Here is a 15,241-nt window from a genome sequence, read left to right as displayed (position 1 = left end):
CCCAACGTGGCGTCAGGCGACCGTGCCCCAGACCAGATTCCCCTTGTGGAACGTCGCGGTGCGAGGAGAAATGCGCGCCACGGCCTCGGCGGAACAGGAGGCATCCACCAGCACGAAGCTGGCGTCGTCCTGCGCTTTAGGCCACACGCGCTCACCTTTGTCGTTCAGCGGCAGCACGTCGCCGGTGGCGATGCCCAGCGCCCGCGAAAGCGTCTGTTCGTTCGGGCGAATATAGAGCTGGGCGTAGAGGTTGGCTTTCTCCAGCATGTCCCCCAGACCGTACGGGGACCAGTGGTCAATCACGCTGTCGGTACCGGTCATGACAAACACGCCTTTATCACGTAAATGCTTCAGCGGCATGTGCAGGGTGCCAATCGGCACGGTCGAGGCGATGGTCACCTGCTGTGCCGCCATGCGGGTGGCGATCTCATCCACCTGCTGTTCGTTAAGCGTCGCCAGCGCGAAGGCGTGGCTGATGGTCAGCTTCCCCTTCAGCTCCGGCGTTTTCTCCACGGTTTCTACCATGTAGTTCACCGCCGCCACGCCCGCCGGGCTGGTTTCGTGCAGATGGATATCCACCCCTTTGTCATAATCCAGCGCAATCTGGAACATGGTGTCGAGGGATTTCTCCATCGCGCCGTCGACGCTGGTTGGGTCCAGCCCGCCCACGTAGTGCGCTCCGGCCTGCATCGCCTCGCGCATCAGCTTTTCAGAGTTGGAGAGCAGCAGACCGTGCTGCGGGAAGGCAACGATTTCACAGTCAAAACCTGGCTTACGGCGCGCCAGTACCGCCTGCAAATTTTCCAGGTTTTTCAGGCCGGAAACCGGCTCTATGTTGCAGTGGCTGCGGGCGATGGTGGACCCTTTGGACTGGATCAGGTCGATCAGCTTTTCGGCGCGTTCTTGCGTGTAAGGCTGTAATTCCGGCAGCAGCTTCTGCTCCAGGCGGATCATGTCCTGAATAGTGGTACCCGCCGGACGGTTCAGGGAGCGCCACGGGCCGCCATAGAAGGTTTTGTCCAGATGGATATGCATGTCGCACATCGCCGGGAGCATCAGCTTTTTGCCCGCATCGAAGTGCGGCAGGGCCGCGTCGGCGTGGCTGTTGTTATCGCGCAGGGCGACGATTTTCCCGTCTTTGATCTCAAGCGTTTTCAGCTCGGTGCGGGTGCTTGTCGCCACGCTGCCGTCGAAGTTAAACCCGGCTTCCAGCAGCACGTTGTCGAGATAGTAATGTTTTGCGGTGATGTTCATCGGTTTACCCGTCTCGCAGGTTGCCTTAGCAGAATCGGCAGCATACGCGACGGAACCCGTGGCGCCAAACAGCGCGCAGGCGGTAACCATTTTACCGCTCTGGCTAATAAACTCGCGGCGGCTTTTATTCTCACTCATCTTATCTTCCTTCGTTAACAATGTGGGTACCCGTTTCACCGCGCAGCGCTGCGGGCAGGCAGTCCGGCGAGGTGATGATCACGCGCCTGCCGCCATGGCGTAAAAATTCCAGCGAAGCGACGATTTTTGGCAACATGCTGCCCGCCGGGAAGTGGCCTTCATCCCTGTAGCGCGTCATCTGCGCCACGTTGACGGTATCCAGCGCCTGCTGGTTCGGCTTGCCGAAGTTCACGCACACTTTCTCCACGCCGGTGGTGATCACCAGCACGTCGGCGCCGATCTCGCGCGCCAGCAGCGCGGTGGAGAGATCTTTATCTATCACCGCGTCCACGCTCTGATAATCGCCCTGGTCACTGCGCACCACAGGAATGCCTCCGCCGCCTGCGCCGATCACCACAAATCCTTTCTGCGTCAGCGCCTTGATGGCGTCCGCCTCGACAATGCGCCGCGGCTGCGGTGAAGCCACCACGCGGCGATAGCCCCGGCCTGAATCCTCGACAAAATGCCAGTCCGGATGCGCAAGTTGCAGTTCGTCGCGCTGCGCCTCGCTGAAGAACGCGCCGATGGGTTTCGTCGGGTGCATAAAGCCAGGATCATTTTTATCCACCTCCACCTGCGTGACGACCGTAACCGCTTTTTGTTCCCCGCGCGCCGCCAGGCGGTTGTTGAGCGCCTGCTGGATCAGGTAGCCGATCCCACCCTGGGTATCTGCCACACAGTTTGCCAGCGGGGTCAGCGGCAGCCCTTCCCGCTCGTGGGCGATCTCGGCGCGGCGCAGATCCAGCCCCACCTGAGGGCCGTTGCCGTGGGTGAGCACGATGTCATAGTCCGAGGCCAGCATTTCGAGCACCGACTCAGCCACCGCTTTGACCGCCTGCGCCTGATGCTCAATCGACTGGCTGGCGTTGTCTTTGATAATGCTGTTGCCGCCGATGGCAACGACCATAAGCTCTTTCATTTTGTTTCCTTTAGAAGGTGCGTTCTGGCGCCCTCACCCTGGCCCTCTCCCACTGGGAGAGGGGAATTAACAGAGATATCGAGAACATGCTTCACCACAAACATCCCGCCCATCATCAGGTAGGCCGTGACGAACATCAGGGAACTGCCCTCGGCAAAGCCCACCACCGGCGCGTGGATCACGCCAAACAGCGCCAGCAGCGCGCCACCGGTCGCCGCGACGGCCCCGCGCAGCGGTTTGTTGATGATGGCGAAGATGGCGATACAGCCCCAGAGCATGCTGGCGAGCGGCGCGCCGTTGCCGAGATGCATCAGGCCTTCGTAGTAGATCCCCTTGCTGTGCAGCACGTCGGTGCCAATTTTCGCCGCGCTGGTCCCCGCCGCGCTCATCACGCTGTTCATCATGGTCAGCGCCCAGTTGGCAATCCATGGGAACAGGCAGATGAAGATGACGGGCACCTCCACTTTCGGGGTTTCCCTCACCACCTGGTTGGCGGTGACGACGCCGATAAACACCAGAATCGGCACGATGGCGGTCATCGGGATGATGGCGAGCATAAAGGCCCCCAGCCCGAACAGCGGCACGATGAACATGGTCACGCCGGACGCCAGGGTGTAGCCGATGCTGGCGCCCATCGCTTTCCAGCCTGGATGGCCGACGTAGACCGTGACCGGGAACGGATTGCCCATCAGGCAGCCGAGCATGGAGGCCAGACCGTTCGCCAGCATTACCTTGCGGGTCGGGTATTCATCCCCCGCCGCATGGGCGCTTTCGATGTTCTCCAGGTCAAAGATGTAGTTCGCCAGCCCCAGCGGTACGGCGGACGCCAGATACGGCAGCGCATGCGGCAACCCCTGCATAAAGCTGTCCACATGCACTTCCGGCGGGTTAAAGCCGAAGGATGACATGGACGCTTTAATGGCATCCGGGCTTTGCAGTCCGGAGATCCACGCAAGCAGAGTACCGGCAATCAACAGCAGCAGGCCGGTCGGGATGCGGGCGAAAATCGGCTTTTTACCGAACCAGTTAATGAAGATCAGCAGCAGGACGATAAACGACACGGTCGGCGCTTCGAACGCCTGCAACATCGGGTTCATCGCCAGCAGGAGCAAGCCAAGACCGGACAGGCACGACAGCAGCACGGTACGCGGGATCATCTTACGGATGGTTTCCCCCAGGAAGGAACCGCCCGCGAGGATCATCGCTTCCACAAAGCACCACACCAGGCCAATCTGAATCGCGAAATCCGCATCGCCGGTTTGCTGGTAAACCGGCATTAAGACCAGGAAGGTCACGGTAAAAATCGACGGCGCGCTCGGGCCGGACGGCAGCGCGGTGACGTCCGTTCGTCCGGTGGCGCGCGCCATTTGCAGGCCAAACCACGTATAGCAAAGACTCGCCACCAGCACCGCCAGCCCGAAGGCTGGCGCGATGCGTCCATAAACAATCTCCTTCGGGATGCCGACGACAAAAATGAGCAACCCCATCATGGTCAGCAAATTGGTCAGGTTGTTGGTCATCAACCCGAAATAAGCTGCCCAGTCACCTCTTTTCCACTCCAGTTTCATGTTTTTCATGGATGCATACCTTATAGAACGTAGCGATCGCGGAAGGTTAACAGCGCCTTTTCAAAACAGCTAAACGGCGGGTGAACGATGCCCGCCCCAATCATGCCGATACCGGCGTCCTTATGGGCAATGGCGGTATTAATGACCGGCAGAATGCCGCTGCCCGCGACCTTCGTGATGTCGATGGCGGACGGGATGCCCATAAACGACAGCAGCGGAATGGTGACGTTCGGGTTTTCGCCGAGAGTGATTTCGCGCATCTGGCGGGAGAAATCGATGGCTTCCTCCACCGTGCCGCCCACCAGCGCCACGATTGCCGGGGCTGTCGCCATCGCAAAGCCGCCGATGCCGTAGGTTTCGGTAATCGCGCTGTCGCCGATATCCAGCCCGGAGTCTTCCGGCTTATAGCCCGCGAACATCGGGCCGATCACCTGCTGCGCCGGGCCGGTGAACCACTGCCCCGGCAGGCCGGAGACGCGCAGGCCGAACTCGTAGCCGTTGCGCGCCATGGTGGTGACGACGGTGCTGTACTCAATGCCGTGGGCGGCATCCAGCGCGGCCTTACACATTGCCATCCACGTCGGACCGGAGAAGTAGTCGCTGCTGGCGACAAACTCGAACACTTCACGCTGCTGCGCCACCGGATAGCCCGCCTGGATCAGCCCCGGCGTCAGCGCCTGGATAAGCAGCGTGGTGCCCGCGTTGTTGCGGTTGTGGCACTCGTCGCCCATGTGCAGCGCCTGGGCCAGCATCAGGCGCAGGTCGATTTCGCCGATAATCTTCATCGCGTCGCGCAGCATTGGGCCGAGCACGTCGCGCATCCAGTTCAGGCGGTCGATCACGCTCTGATCGTTGGCCCCCATGCGCAGTATCTTCGCCATCTGCTCGCTGAGGTTGGTGAAGGCGCGGTTGCCGTAGGTTTTGTTCTCAACGATGTGCATAAACATCGACGCGGAGGTGACGCCCGCCATAGAGCCCACACAGTCGTGCTCGTGGCACGGCGAGAAGGTGATGTCGCCTGAAGCCGCCAGCCTTGCGGCGTCCTCCAGATCCGTCGCCAGCCCTTCAAACACCAGCGCGCCGGTGACCGCGCCCTTCATCGCCCCACACATGTTTTCCCAGGTAACAGGCGGACCGGCGTGCAGAATGGTGGTGCGGGTCATGCCCGGCACCACGTTAATCGCCTGGTCATAGCCCACCAGCACCGGATGGGACTGAATAATGCGCTCAAGGGCAATGTTGTTCGCGGCGGCAATTTTCTCCGCCAGCGGTTTTTCCGCCAGCCGATCCAGCGCGTCCACCACCTGCATATTGCCCTGCCCCGGCGGCGTCCAGTCGAGCTGGGTCACGGGAACGTGCTGTTTTTTGAGGTCGTCGCTGAACATCGCAATCCCGACATTAATCACGTTCAGCGGTTGGTTGAATAAGGTCGTCATTATGCTCTCTCCCCTTTGCAGACAAATTCGCGTGCCAGTAATCCGGTATTGGTGCTGCTGCTGGCCCAGATGACGCCTGCGTCGGTCAGCAGCTGGCACTGCTGGGCCAGCGACTGCGGATCCTGATCGGTGCCGAGCACGTAGCCGAGAATTTCCAGCGGACGGTTGTCGGCTTTCGCGATTGCCTGTGCCTCTTTGATCGCCTCGATCATCACCCCCACCGGATCCTCGTGTGCGCCAAAGCCCAGCACGAAGTCCATCACGATGACGCCCACCTGCGGATCGCGCGCCTCCTGTAGCAGGCGGCTGATGCGGTTGGTCGGGTCGATCATCGGGTGTGGTTTGCCGTTGGTGAAATCGTCGTCACCGAAATCAAGGAAGGTGTGGGCCTGGCTGACGCTGATGTCCTTCAGACGCCTGGCCGGATCCGGCTGGATGTTGCTGTAAACATCGTCAAACTTCTCCAGCGCGGCAAACATCGCTTCGTCGCACAGGGTGCCGCCGCAGAACAGGCCGCGAATGTACTTCTGCCGCGGCGTCAGGCGGGCGCGCACCTCTTCGATCAGCGGCCAGTTGAGCGGATGTAAATCCAGGGAGTCTTTTTTAATGCCGGTAAGCAGCACCGCTTTCAGGGCCGCCTCTTTGGTGCCACGAGCAAACTGCAAGCCGTCTTCATCGGCTGGCGGTTCGTTGCGGCCCAGGAAGCACACAACCACAGGTTTGCGGCAGGCGCGTGCCCGGGCCAGCACCTTCTCTGCCATCGCGGGTGCAGGCGGTTTGGAGATGAGCGCTATCACCCGGGTCGCGTCGTCCGCCTCCAGCATGTCGATGGCGTCGAGCATCATCAGGCCGCCAATCTTCTCGCTGAGATCGCGCCCGCCGGTGCCGATCAGCTGCGACACGCCGCCGTCGAACTCGTGAATGCGCACGCTCAGCTCCTGGCTACCGGTGCCGGAGGCGCCAACGATGCCAATCGGCCCGCGACGTACCGCGTTGGCAAAGCACAGCCCCGCGCCGTTGATAATGGCGGTGCCGCAGTCCGGCCCTATCATTAGCAATCCTTTGTCATGCGCCAGCTGCTTCAGCGCCAGCTCGTCGTCGAGCGACACATTATCGGAAAACAGCATCACGTTGAGATCGTTTTCCAGCGCCTGGCGCGCTTCGCGGGCGGCGAAGGTGCCGTTGACGGATATCACCGCAAGGTTGCTGTCCGGACGATGGGTTTTGGCGCTGGCAATTGTCGCGTAGCGTGCTTCATGGGAGCCAGCGCTCTCTTTACGCGTGAATAACGCTTCAATGGCGGCAAGGGTTTCCTCATTCGCCGCGTCGCCTTTAATAACGATCATCAGGTCGCCGTTTTTCGCGTCCGCTAATTCCGGCGTTAATAGCCCGAGGTTTTTTAATACCCCTTTGTTCATTTCCGTCGCCATCGCCACAAACGCCTGCTCGATGCCCGGCAATTTATTGGCTTTGGTGGAAACCGACATTAAGGAAACCGAATCGAAATACGTATTCTTTTTTATGACGATTTTGGTTGGCATTATTTTCACCTGTTTAAGATAAAAGGGGGCCGCCGTCGTGCTAAATGCACGTCGGTAACAATGCGTTTTTTGATTCACGGCCAGCCAGGGGAAGGCTGACCGAATGCGCTATGCGCCTGCCGCCAGCAGCAGGTCTGCGATCGCGTTGAAGCCTTTTTCCCGCGCCAGTTCGAGCGGGGTTTTGCCGTATTTATCAGTCATGTGCGGATTCGCGCCGTGATCCAGCAGCAGCTTCACAATTTCCTGCTGCTTTGCGCCGCCGTCGTTTAACACGATGGCCTCCAGCAGCGGCGTCCAGCCGACAAAATTGGTGTGGTTGACGTTAATGTCGGTTTTTTCCAGCAGCTCGCGCACGATTTCAACGTGCCCTTTTTCACTGGCAGGGGTAATGCCCACGCCGCCAAAGCGCGTCAGACGGTCGAGATCCGGATCCGCCGGAAGGACAATGCGCAGCAGGGTTAAATCATTGGTCAGGCAGCCGATCAGGAAGGGGTTAAAACAGGTCTGGTCCTGTTTATCAATATCCGCCCCGGCGGAAATTAAAAATTCCACACAGGCGTAATGCTTTTTCAGGCTGGCAATAATAATGGCGGTTCTTTTCTGGCGGTTGGTCGCGTTAATATCCACGCCTTTTTCCAGGCAGGCTTTTAGCGCGTCGATATTACCCTCTTCTGCCGCCAGCAAAAATTCTGTAACCAGTGCAGTTGCAGACATATTCAGACTCCCTATGTTTCACTTCTGATGACCTGAGAATAGCAACAGCCTGGTCATAAAAGAATCCGCTTAAAAATCATTCATCGACACGCAATTCATTGTTAAGTTAAATTCAACAGTCCGGCAAAAACGTGCGTCTATGCAACCTTTTTCTTATGGTTTACCGCTTTTACGCGCCTCGGGCTGCATTATCCTTATGAATGAAAAAGCCTTACACAGCGCGGCTCTACGTAAAAACCCAGAACTGTGACCGACATCAACTATGATGTAACGCCGGTGTTAAAATATGTTCAAAACTGATGGTAACCAGGAGCCATAATATGAATTCCATCTTTACCGAAGAGAATTTGCTGGCCTTCACCACCGCGGCACGTTTTGGCAGTTTTAGCAAAGCGGCTGCCGAGCTGGGCGTGACCACTTCCGCCATCAGTTACACCATCAAACGTATGGAGACCGGGCTGGACGTGGTGCTGTTTGTACGCAACACGCGCAGCATTGAGCTGACCGAATCCGGTTTTTATTTTTATCGTAAAGCGACCGACCTGCTGAATGACTTTCATGCCATCAAGCGCGGGATTGATACCATTTCGCAGGGCATTGAGACGCGGGTGCGCATCTGCATTAATCAGCTTTTGTATACGCCACGCCATACCGCGCGTTTGCTCCAGGTGCTGAAAAAACAGTTTCCTACCTGCCAAATCACGGTGACGACCGAGGTGTATAACGGCGTCTGGGATTCCATCATTAATAATCAGGCCAACATCGCCATTGGCGCGCCGGATACGCTGCTGGATGGCGGAGGCATCGATTACACCGAGATAGGCGCGATCCGCTGGGTATTTGCCATCGCGCCCACGCATCCGCTGGCGTTCGCCCCGGAGCCCATTTCCGAAAGTCAGCTGCGTCTGTATCCCAATATCATGGTTGAGGACACCGCGCATACCATCAACAAGAAGGTCGGCTGGCTGCTTCACGGTCAGGAGGCGATTCTGGTACCGGACTTTAACACCAAATGTCAGTGTCAGATCCTGGGGGAAGGTATTGGATTTTTACCGGAGTATATGACGCGTGAGGCGGTGGAGGACGGGCTGCTGGTAAAGCGGCGAATCAATAATCCGCGCCAGGACTCGCGCATGCTGCTCGCCACGCAGCATGCGGCGACCGGTCAGGTCACGCGCTGGATCAAACAGCAGTTTGGCCCCGAGGGCGCGCTGACCCGGATCTACAGTGATCTATTGTGGCGTACCTAGCTTTTCGTCTGAACCCAAAACGCGTGGATAAGACCCGGGAAGTAACCCAGGATGGTCAGAAGGATGTTCAGGATAAACGCCCAGCCCAGTCCCTTGCCAAGCAGCACGCCCAGCGGCGGGAGAATAATCGTAAAAACAACGCGCCAAAAACCCATAAATAACTCCGTGCAAGCTAACCAATTGAAAATTATAAAAGACACTTCTCTAAGCGTAGCCAGTTTACGGGTAACTGCCATTCGTCTCTCGCGCTTTTACCTGCCTTTACCCTCTTTACACTGGCTGAAACCCTGCCTTAAATGCTCTACTGTTCTGAAATTGACCGTAAGGAAACACAATGTCTCTTCCTCTTATTTCGCCGCAGCAGGCAAACGCGCTTATTGCTGAAGGCGCCAAACTTATCGATATTCGCGACCCCGACGAGTATGCCCGCGAGCATATTCCAGCGGCGCACTCCATTCCGCTGGATTCGTTACCCGGCGGGCTTAACGCAGCGCCGGGAGAAACGGTGATTTTCCACTGTCAGTCTGGCGCAAGAACCGCAAACAATGATGCTCGTCTTGCCCGGGCAGCGTCCCCTGCGAACGCCTTTGTGGTTGAGGGAGGCATTCAGGGCTGGAAGCAGGCTGGGCTGCTGACCGTTGAAGATAAATCGCAGCCGCTTCCGCTGATGCGTCAGGTGCAGATCGCCGCCGGGCTGCTGATTCTCTGCGGCGTGGTGCTGGGTTACAGCGTCTCAAGCGGCTTTTTCCTGCTAAGCGGTTTTGTGGGCGCCGGGCTGCTGTTCGCCGGAGTGACAGGTTTTTGCGGTATGGCGCGACTGCTGAAAGTGATGCCGTGGAACCGACGTACCTGATAAGGGGTATCTGAAAGATTAGGCTGTACCCCGCCCCGGACGTGGGCTATGGTGAAGATCGTGACAATGATGAGGAGGTGCTATGTTTTCTGTCGGTGATTATGTCCAACCGCGTCAGGGCGGTCCGAAACTGAAAGTGCTCGAAGTAAATGGTGAAAACATTGTGGCCGTGCAGGCCAGCAATGAGCAGGGCGAGAAATATCACCTGAAAGCGGCGGACGTAGTTCTGTACTCCGAAGAAGGTGACTTTGGCGTCTGCTAAGTCAATAATCGGGCGGAATACACCGCCCGAATAATCATCAGATCAGGAAATCGTCCAGCGATTTACCGTTTGCCAGTGCGTTCGCAATTGGCTTTGGCGTACGTCCCTGACCGGTCCACGTTTTCTCTTCACCGTTCGCGTCGATGAAACGATATTTCGCCGCACGCGCTTTACGTTTTTTAGCCGGCTGGCCCGCATGAGCCAGTTCTCCGCCTAACAGATCGCTCGGGGAAATACCGTCTGCCTTCATCAGTTCCAGCAGAGCATTAATTTTATCCTGCTGTTCAGCGCGCTGGCGCTCTAATTCAGCCTGCTCGCTGCGTTTTTCTTCTGTGACAATCCGAACTTTTTCCAGCACTTCTTCCAGAACATCCATGGATAATTCACGCGCCAGCGCCCGGAGGGTACGGATATTATTAAGATTCTGTAACGTTAAAGCCATAATAATGAGAAACCTTTCTTCGTGTGTATAACATAAATCAGGCACCAGAATAATTGATTTTTGTTCTGATATCTACCCACTCTGTCGTTTTGACATTATTGTAAATGTTTTAGAATATCCCGTTAATATAACCCCGAATTACCTGTCAGTTTTAACGCGTAATATTCCGTCCTGCACCTGGTCAAAAACCCCTGTTTAATACCGTTCAAAAAACCGCCCGGCATCCTCCGAATAACAAACGTTATACGCTTGCTCAGATAAGCTAATAGTTTGATTTCGTTTAATAAAACGGTGAATGGGAAAGAAAATAACGACTCGCACAAAAAACAGCCAACTTTAGAGAATTTTATGGACAAAGCGCCCATAAATAAAAATTAATCACTACTTGTTAGTTAAAAGCCAGAGGGATACGCTATACACTCAAAACAAACCAACCTAAAGCACTAAACGCCGCAGGTAAAAACGCCACTTTTTTGTCCTGTTCGAGGAGTTCAGACATGTTCTCACCGCAGTCTCGCCTGCGCCATGCGGTAGCGGATACGTTCGCGATGGTCGTTTACTGTTCCGTCGTAAACATGCTGATTGAAATTTTCCTGTCCGGAATGACCTTTGAGCAGTCCCTCTCATCGCGCCTGGTGGCCATTCCGGTGAATATCATGATTGCCTGGCCGTACGGAATGTATCGCGATGCGGTGATGCGTTTCGCCCGGCGTATTAGCCCGGCAGGTTGGGTAAAAAACCTGGCGGACGTGCTGGCTTACGTGACGTTCCAGTCCCCGGTGTATGTGGTTATTTTGCTGACGGTGGGCGCAGACTGGCATCAAATCGCCGCCGCGGTAAGTTCAAATATCGTGGTATCTATGCTGATGGGTGCGGTGTACGGTTACTTCCTTGACTACTGCCGCCGCCTGTTTAAAGTCAGCCCTTACAGCCAGGCAAAAGCGTAAGATAAGGCGACTGGCTCATGCCAGTCGCTGAGTTATTGTACGTCGCCAAACAGCCCTTTCAGGAAACGCTCCAGCGCCATACGCGAGCTGAAACCGTGCGGAATACCATAATGTTCATGCGTCTCTCCGCCTAAATAGAGCGGAAATTGCTGATAATGATCGCAGGTTTTAATATCCGAGGCGGGCTCAGCAAATGACAGGCTTCTGTCTTTGAGTGTCGGGTGAATAATGAGAGCAGTACGCCCCATTCTTGCTTCACGATTGACGTAAACATAATTCTCACCACGGCGATATCCGTACGCTTTTGATGTTACCTCATCCATGGTGAACCCTTCTTTTTCAAGAACGCGCGCCACCTCATCGGGTCGTAAATACATATCTTTTCCTCATTATCATACCTGCCGGGCAACCTTACAGTATTCAGCATTAGCAGGGCTTTCAGAATATTCCATAAACTGCCCGATAAGCCGTGACTCGCTTCAGATATTACATTTCTGGACTAAACTAAACGGGAACACAAATTATGGAGGATCGTATGTTTAACAGACCGAACCGAAACGATATTAACGACGACACCCAGGATATTCGTAACGATGTCAGCCAATTAGCGGACACGCTGGAAGCCGTATTGAAATCCTGGGGCTCTGACGCGAAGGACGAAGCAGATGCCGCGAAACGTAAGGCTCAGTCTCTGCTGCGTGAAACGCGAGCAAGGATGAATGGCCGCTCACGTACCACTCAGGCGGCCTGCGATATGGCAAGCTGCGCCACCACCTTCGTACGAGAGAAACCGCTGTGTACGTTGGGAACGGTCGCGGCAGTCGGGATTTTTGTCGGCGCCCTGCTTAGCCTGCGTAAGTAAGCACGCGTTTTCAGCCCCGGTAGCCTCAGGCGCCGGGGCTTTTCTTTGCCTGAAAGCCTGAAAAACCCGCGCAGTTCGCCCTGCCCCGCCAGGCTCATCATTGGGCCCTTATCAATCTGAATTTCCCATATCTTGTGTGGTTGAAAGTTATCTCAACTACATCTAGTATTCCCTTTAGCAAGACAGACACAACATGACGCGTTTACTCGCGCCGTTCTCTCATTCTAAATGGAAATACGAATCATGAGCATTATTATTTACACTCGTAACGATTGTGTTCAGTGCCACGCCACGAAACGGGCGATGGAGAGTCGCGGCGTGGCATTTGAGATGGTCAATATAGATCAGGTGCCTGACGCGGCAGACACCCTGCGGGCGCAGGGTTTCCGTCAGCTTCCGGTCGTGGTTGCCGGCGACACCAGCTGGTCTGGCTTTCGTCCGGACATGATCAACCGCCTTGCCGCTCAGGGCGTCAGTGCATGAGCAGGCTGGTCTACTTTTCCAGCAGCTCGGAAAACACGCTTCGGTTTATGGAGCGTCTCGGGCTGCCCGCGATTCGCATTCCGCTGAACGAGCGGGAGCGTATTCAGGTAGACGAACCCTACATTCTGGTAGTGCCCAGCTATGGCGGTGGCGGCACCGCGGGGGCTGTGCCTCGTCAGGTGATCCGCTTTCTGAACGACCCCCATAACCGGCAGCTGATTCGCGGCGTGATCGCGGCAGGCAATCGCAACTTCGGCGAGGCCTTTGCCCGCGCCGGGGATGTCATCTCTCAAAAATGCGGCGTGCCGTATCTCTATCGTTTTGAACTGATGGGGACACAGCAGGACGTAGAGAACGTGCGTAAAGGAGTGAACGAATTTTGGCAACGACAACCGCAGAGCGCGTGATTCAGGCGACGCCGGATTACCATGCATTAAACGCCATGCTAAACCTCTATGACCGGGAGGGGTGCATTCAGTTTGGCAAAGATCGTGAGGCGGTGGACGCCTTTTTTGCCGCTCATGTACGCCCGAACAGCGTCGTCTTTGGCAGCCAGCAGGAACGTCTCGACTGGCTGGTAAAAGAGGGTTATTACGAAGAGCGCGTCCTGACCCGCTACGACCGCGCCTTCGCGGTGGCATTGTTTGAACGGGCGCACGCCAGCGGTTTTCGCTTCCAGACGTTTCTCGGCGCGTGGAAGTATTACACCAGCTACACCCTGAAAACCTTCGACGGCAAACGCTATTTAGAAAGCTTTGAAGATCGGGTGGTGATGGTAGCCCTGACGCTGGCGCAGGGCGATGAAGCCCTGGCCGAAAGACTGACGGAGGAGATCCTCTCAGGCCGCTTCCAGCCTGCCACGCCAACCTTCCTTAACTGCGGCAAAGCCCAGCGCGGCGAGCTGGTCTCCTGCTTCCTGCTGCGTATTGAAGACAATATGGAGTCGATTGGCCGTGCGGTGAATTCGGCGCTACAGCTGTCGAAACGCGGCGGCGGCGTGGCATTTCTGCTTTCGAACCTGCGGGAAGCGGGCGCGCCGATCAAGCGCATCGAAAACCAGTCCTCCGGCGTCATCCCGGTGATGAAGATGCTGGAAGATGCTTTCTCATACGCTAACCAGCTTGGCGCACGTCAGGGCGCGGGTGCGGTTTATCTGCACGCGCATCATCCGGACATTCTGCGTTTTCTGGATACCAAACGTGAAAACGCCGACGAAAAGATCCGCATTAAAACCCTGTCGCTCGGCGTGGTGATCCCGGATATCACGTTTAAGCTGGCCAAAGAAAATGCCGACATGGCGCTTTTCTCACCGTATGACGTCGAGCGTGTCTACGGCAAAGCCTTTGGTGATGTGGCCATCAGCGAACTGTATGACGAACTGGTGACGGACGAGCGCATTCGTAAGAAATACATTAACGCCCGCGACTTTTTCCAGACGCTTGCCGAAATTCAGTTTGAGTCCGGGTACCCGTACATCATGTACGAGGATACGGTGAACCGCGCCAACCCGATTGCCGGGCGCATCAACATGAGCAATCTGTGCTCGGAGATTTTGCAGGTCAACAGCGCGTCCAGTTACGACGAGAACCTCGACTACGCGGATATCGGCAAAGATATCTCCTGCAATCTCGGTTCGCTGAATATTGCCCACACCATGGATTCCCCCGATTTTGGCCGCACGGTAGAGACCGCCATTCGCGGGCTGACGGCGGTATCGGACATGAGCCACATCCGCAGCGTACCGTCCATTGAGGCGGGCAACGCCGCGTCGCATGCCATCGGCCTTGGGCAGATGAACCTGCACGGCTATCTGGCGCGGGAGGGTATCGCCTACGGCAGCCCGGAAGGGCTGGATTTCACCAACCTTTATTTCTATACCATCACCTGGCATGCGCTGCATACCTCAATGATGCTGGCGCGCGAACGCAACCAGCGGTTCGCAGGCTTTGAGCAGTCCCGCTACGCCAGTGGAGAGTATTTCAGCCAGTATCTGGAAGGCGACTGGCAGCCGAAAACCGAAAAAGTACGCGCGCTTTTCGACCGCGCCGGCATTACCCTGCCGACGCGTGAGATGTGGCAACAGCTGCGTGAGGATGTGATGCACTACGGCATCTATAACCAGAACCTTCAGGCGGTTCCTCCAACCGGCTCCATTTCCTATATAAATCATGCCACGTCGAGCATCCATCCGATCGTGTCGAAGATTGAAATCCGCAAGGAAGGCAAAACCGGACGCGTCTACTACCCTGCCCCGTTTATGACTAACGAGAATCTGGCTCTGTACCAGGACGCCTATGAGATCGGCCCGGAAAAGATCATTGATACCTACGCCGAGGCGACCAGACATGTGGACCAGGGGCTGTCGCTGACGCTCTTCTTCCCGGACACCGCCACCACGCGGGACATCAATAAAGCGCAGATCTACGCCTGGAAGAGAGGCATCAAAACGCTGTACTACATTCGCCTGCGCCAGCTCGCGCTGGAAGGTACCGAAATTGAAGGCTGCGTGTCCTGCGCGCTGTAAGGAGAAAGG

17 protein-coding genes are annotated in these 15,241 nt (G+C 56.4%); 8 read left to right on the top strand and 9 right to left on the bottom strand.

Annotated elements, in window-relative coordinates:
* Positions 1-12 precede the first annotated feature (12 nt).
* The 6 genes from CKK19_RS20940 to CKK19_RS20915 form a co-directional block, all read right to left on the bottom strand.
* Positions 13-1,392 (bottom strand): amidohydrolase family protein, encoded by a 1,380-nt coding sequence (locus tag CKK19_RS20940; RefSeq protein WP_063853164.1) that lies wholly within the window; start codon positions 1,390-1,392, stop codon positions 13-15.
* A 1-nt stretch (position 1,393) separates the two neighbouring features.
* Entirely contained in the window at positions 1,394-2,350 is a 957-nt protein-coding gene (locus CKK19_RS20935) for a carbamate kinase family protein (RefSeq protein ID WP_023306797.1), read from the bottom strand.
* The gene (locus CKK19_RS20930; RefSeq protein WP_063853165.1) at positions 2,347-3,927 is read right to left on the bottom strand and encodes a hypothetical protein; all 1,581 of its coding nucleotides are present in this window, start codon (positions 3,925-3,927) and stop codon (positions 2,347-2,349) included. Before CKK19_RS20930 ends, CKK19_RS20935 begins: the two co-directional genes overlap by 4 nt.
* An 11-nt stretch (positions 3,928-3,938) precedes the next feature.
* A complete protein-coding gene (locus tag CKK19_RS20925; RefSeq protein WP_058676728.1) occupies positions 3,939-5,354 on the bottom strand; it encodes a DUF1116 domain-containing protein in 1,416 nt (471 codons plus the stop codon).
* On the bottom strand, positions 5,354-6,895 hold the full coding sequence (gene fdrA, locus CKK19_RS20920) for an acyl-CoA synthetase FdrA (protein ID WP_063853166.1): 1,542 nt from the start codon (positions 6,893-6,895) through the stop codon (positions 5,354-5,356). Before fdrA ends, CKK19_RS20925 begins: the two co-directional genes overlap by 1 nt.
* Before the next feature lie 108 nt (positions 6,896-7,003).
* The gene (locus tag CKK19_RS20915) at positions 7,004-7,609 is read right to left on the bottom strand and encodes an ankyrin repeat domain-containing protein (RefSeq protein ID WP_032625916.1); all 606 of its coding nucleotides are present in this window, start codon (positions 7,607-7,609) and stop codon (positions 7,004-7,006) included.
* Positions 7,610-7,929: 320 nt separating this feature from the next.
* Here CKK19_RS20915 and CKK19_RS20910 point away from each other — a divergent pair, with 320 nt between their 5' ends.
* Complete coding sequence (locus tag CKK19_RS20910) at positions 7,930-8,859, top strand: LysR substrate-binding domain-containing protein (RefSeq protein WP_032625925.1); 930 nt, start codon at positions 7,930-7,932, stop codon at positions 8,857-8,859.
* On the opposite strand, the gene CKK19_RS20905 is transcribed toward CKK19_RS20910, so the two are convergent.
* Positions 8,856-9,014 carry a YqaE/Pmp3 family membrane protein gene (locus CKK19_RS20905; RefSeq protein ID WP_003862203.1) on the bottom strand — a complete coding sequence of 53 codons (159 nt, stop codon included), beginning with the start codon at positions 9,012-9,014 and terminating at the stop codon, positions 8,856-8,858. The two genes, CKK19_RS20910 and CKK19_RS20905, sit on opposite strands and share 4 nt — an antisense overlap.
* A 179-nt stretch (positions 9,015-9,193) precedes the next feature.
* On the opposite strand from CKK19_RS20905, the gene CKK19_RS20900 reads away from it, so the two are divergent.
* Together CKK19_RS20900 and CKK19_RS20895 are read left to right on the top strand one after the other, a co-directional pair.
* Positions 9,194-9,712 carry a rhodanese family protein gene (locus tag CKK19_RS20900; RefSeq protein ID WP_022649125.1) on the top strand — a complete coding sequence of 173 codons (519 nt, stop codon included), beginning with the start codon at positions 9,194-9,196 and terminating at the stop codon, positions 9,710-9,712.
* Between the two features lie 82 nt (positions 9,713-9,794).
* Positions 9,795-9,974 (top strand): hypothetical protein, encoded by a 180-nt coding sequence (locus CKK19_RS20895; RefSeq protein WP_006811690.1) that lies wholly within the window; start codon positions 9,795-9,797, stop codon positions 9,972-9,974.
* Positions 9,975-10,011: 37 nt separating this feature from the next.
* Here CKK19_RS20895 and stpA read toward each other — a convergent pair whose 3' ends face one another.
* Complete coding sequence (stpA, locus tag CKK19_RS20890) at positions 10,012-10,416, bottom strand: DNA-binding protein StpA (protein WP_022649126.1); 405 nt, start codon at positions 10,414-10,416, stop codon at positions 10,012-10,014.
* A gap of 497 nt (positions 10,417-10,913) precedes the next feature.
* Between stpA and alaE the strand changes: the two genes are divergently transcribed.
* Entirely contained in the window at positions 10,914-11,363 is a 450-nt protein-coding gene (alaE, locus tag CKK19_RS20885) for an L-alanine exporter AlaE (RefSeq protein ID WP_022649127.1), read from the top strand.
* Positions 11,364-11,395: 32 nt separating this feature from the next.
* On the opposite strand, the gene CKK19_RS20880 is transcribed toward alaE, so the two are convergent.
* A complete protein-coding gene (locus CKK19_RS20880; protein WP_006811693.1) occupies positions 11,396-11,740 on the bottom strand; it encodes a DUF2002 family protein in 345 nt (114 codons plus the stop codon).
* 158 nt (positions 11,741-11,898) lie between these two features.
* Between CKK19_RS20880 and CKK19_RS20875 the strand changes: the two genes are divergently transcribed.
* From CKK19_RS20875 to nrdE, 4 genes are all read left to right on the top strand, one after another.
* On the top strand, positions 11,899-12,225 hold the full coding sequence (locus tag CKK19_RS20875) for a DUF883 domain-containing protein (RefSeq protein WP_017382769.1): 327 nt from the start codon (positions 11,899-11,901) through the stop codon (positions 12,223-12,225).
* 243 nt (positions 12,226-12,468) lie between these two features.
* Positions 12,469-12,708: a glutaredoxin-like protein NrdH gene (gene nrdH / locus CKK19_RS20870; protein ID WP_017382770.1), complete on the top strand. Its 240-nt coding sequence runs from the start codon at positions 12,469-12,471 to the stop codon at positions 12,706-12,708.
* On the top strand, positions 12,705-13,115 hold the full coding sequence (nrdI, locus tag CKK19_RS20865; protein WP_022649128.1) for a class Ib ribonucleoside-diphosphate reductase assembly flavoprotein NrdI: 411 nt from the start codon (positions 12,705-12,707) through the stop codon (positions 13,113-13,115). Before nrdH ends, nrdI begins: the two co-directional genes overlap by 4 nt.
* Positions 13,088-15,232 (top strand): class 1b ribonucleoside-diphosphate reductase subunit alpha, encoded by a 2,145-nt coding sequence (nrdE, locus tag CKK19_RS20860; protein WP_063853167.1) that lies wholly within the window; start codon positions 13,088-13,090, stop codon positions 15,230-15,232. The genes nrdI and nrdE overlap by 28 nt, the downstream gene beginning before the upstream one ends.
* Positions 15,233-15,241 lie beyond the last annotated feature (9 nt).

The organism is Enterobacter sp. CCUG 70166 (assembly GCF_020224095.1).
GTDB lineage: Bacteria > Pseudomonadota > Gammaproteobacteria > Enterobacterales > Enterobacteriaceae > Enterobacter > Enterobacter intestinihominis.
The sequence above is the reverse complement of the archived record's forward strand: the minus strand, read 5'-3'. Positions and strand labels throughout refer to the sequence as shown.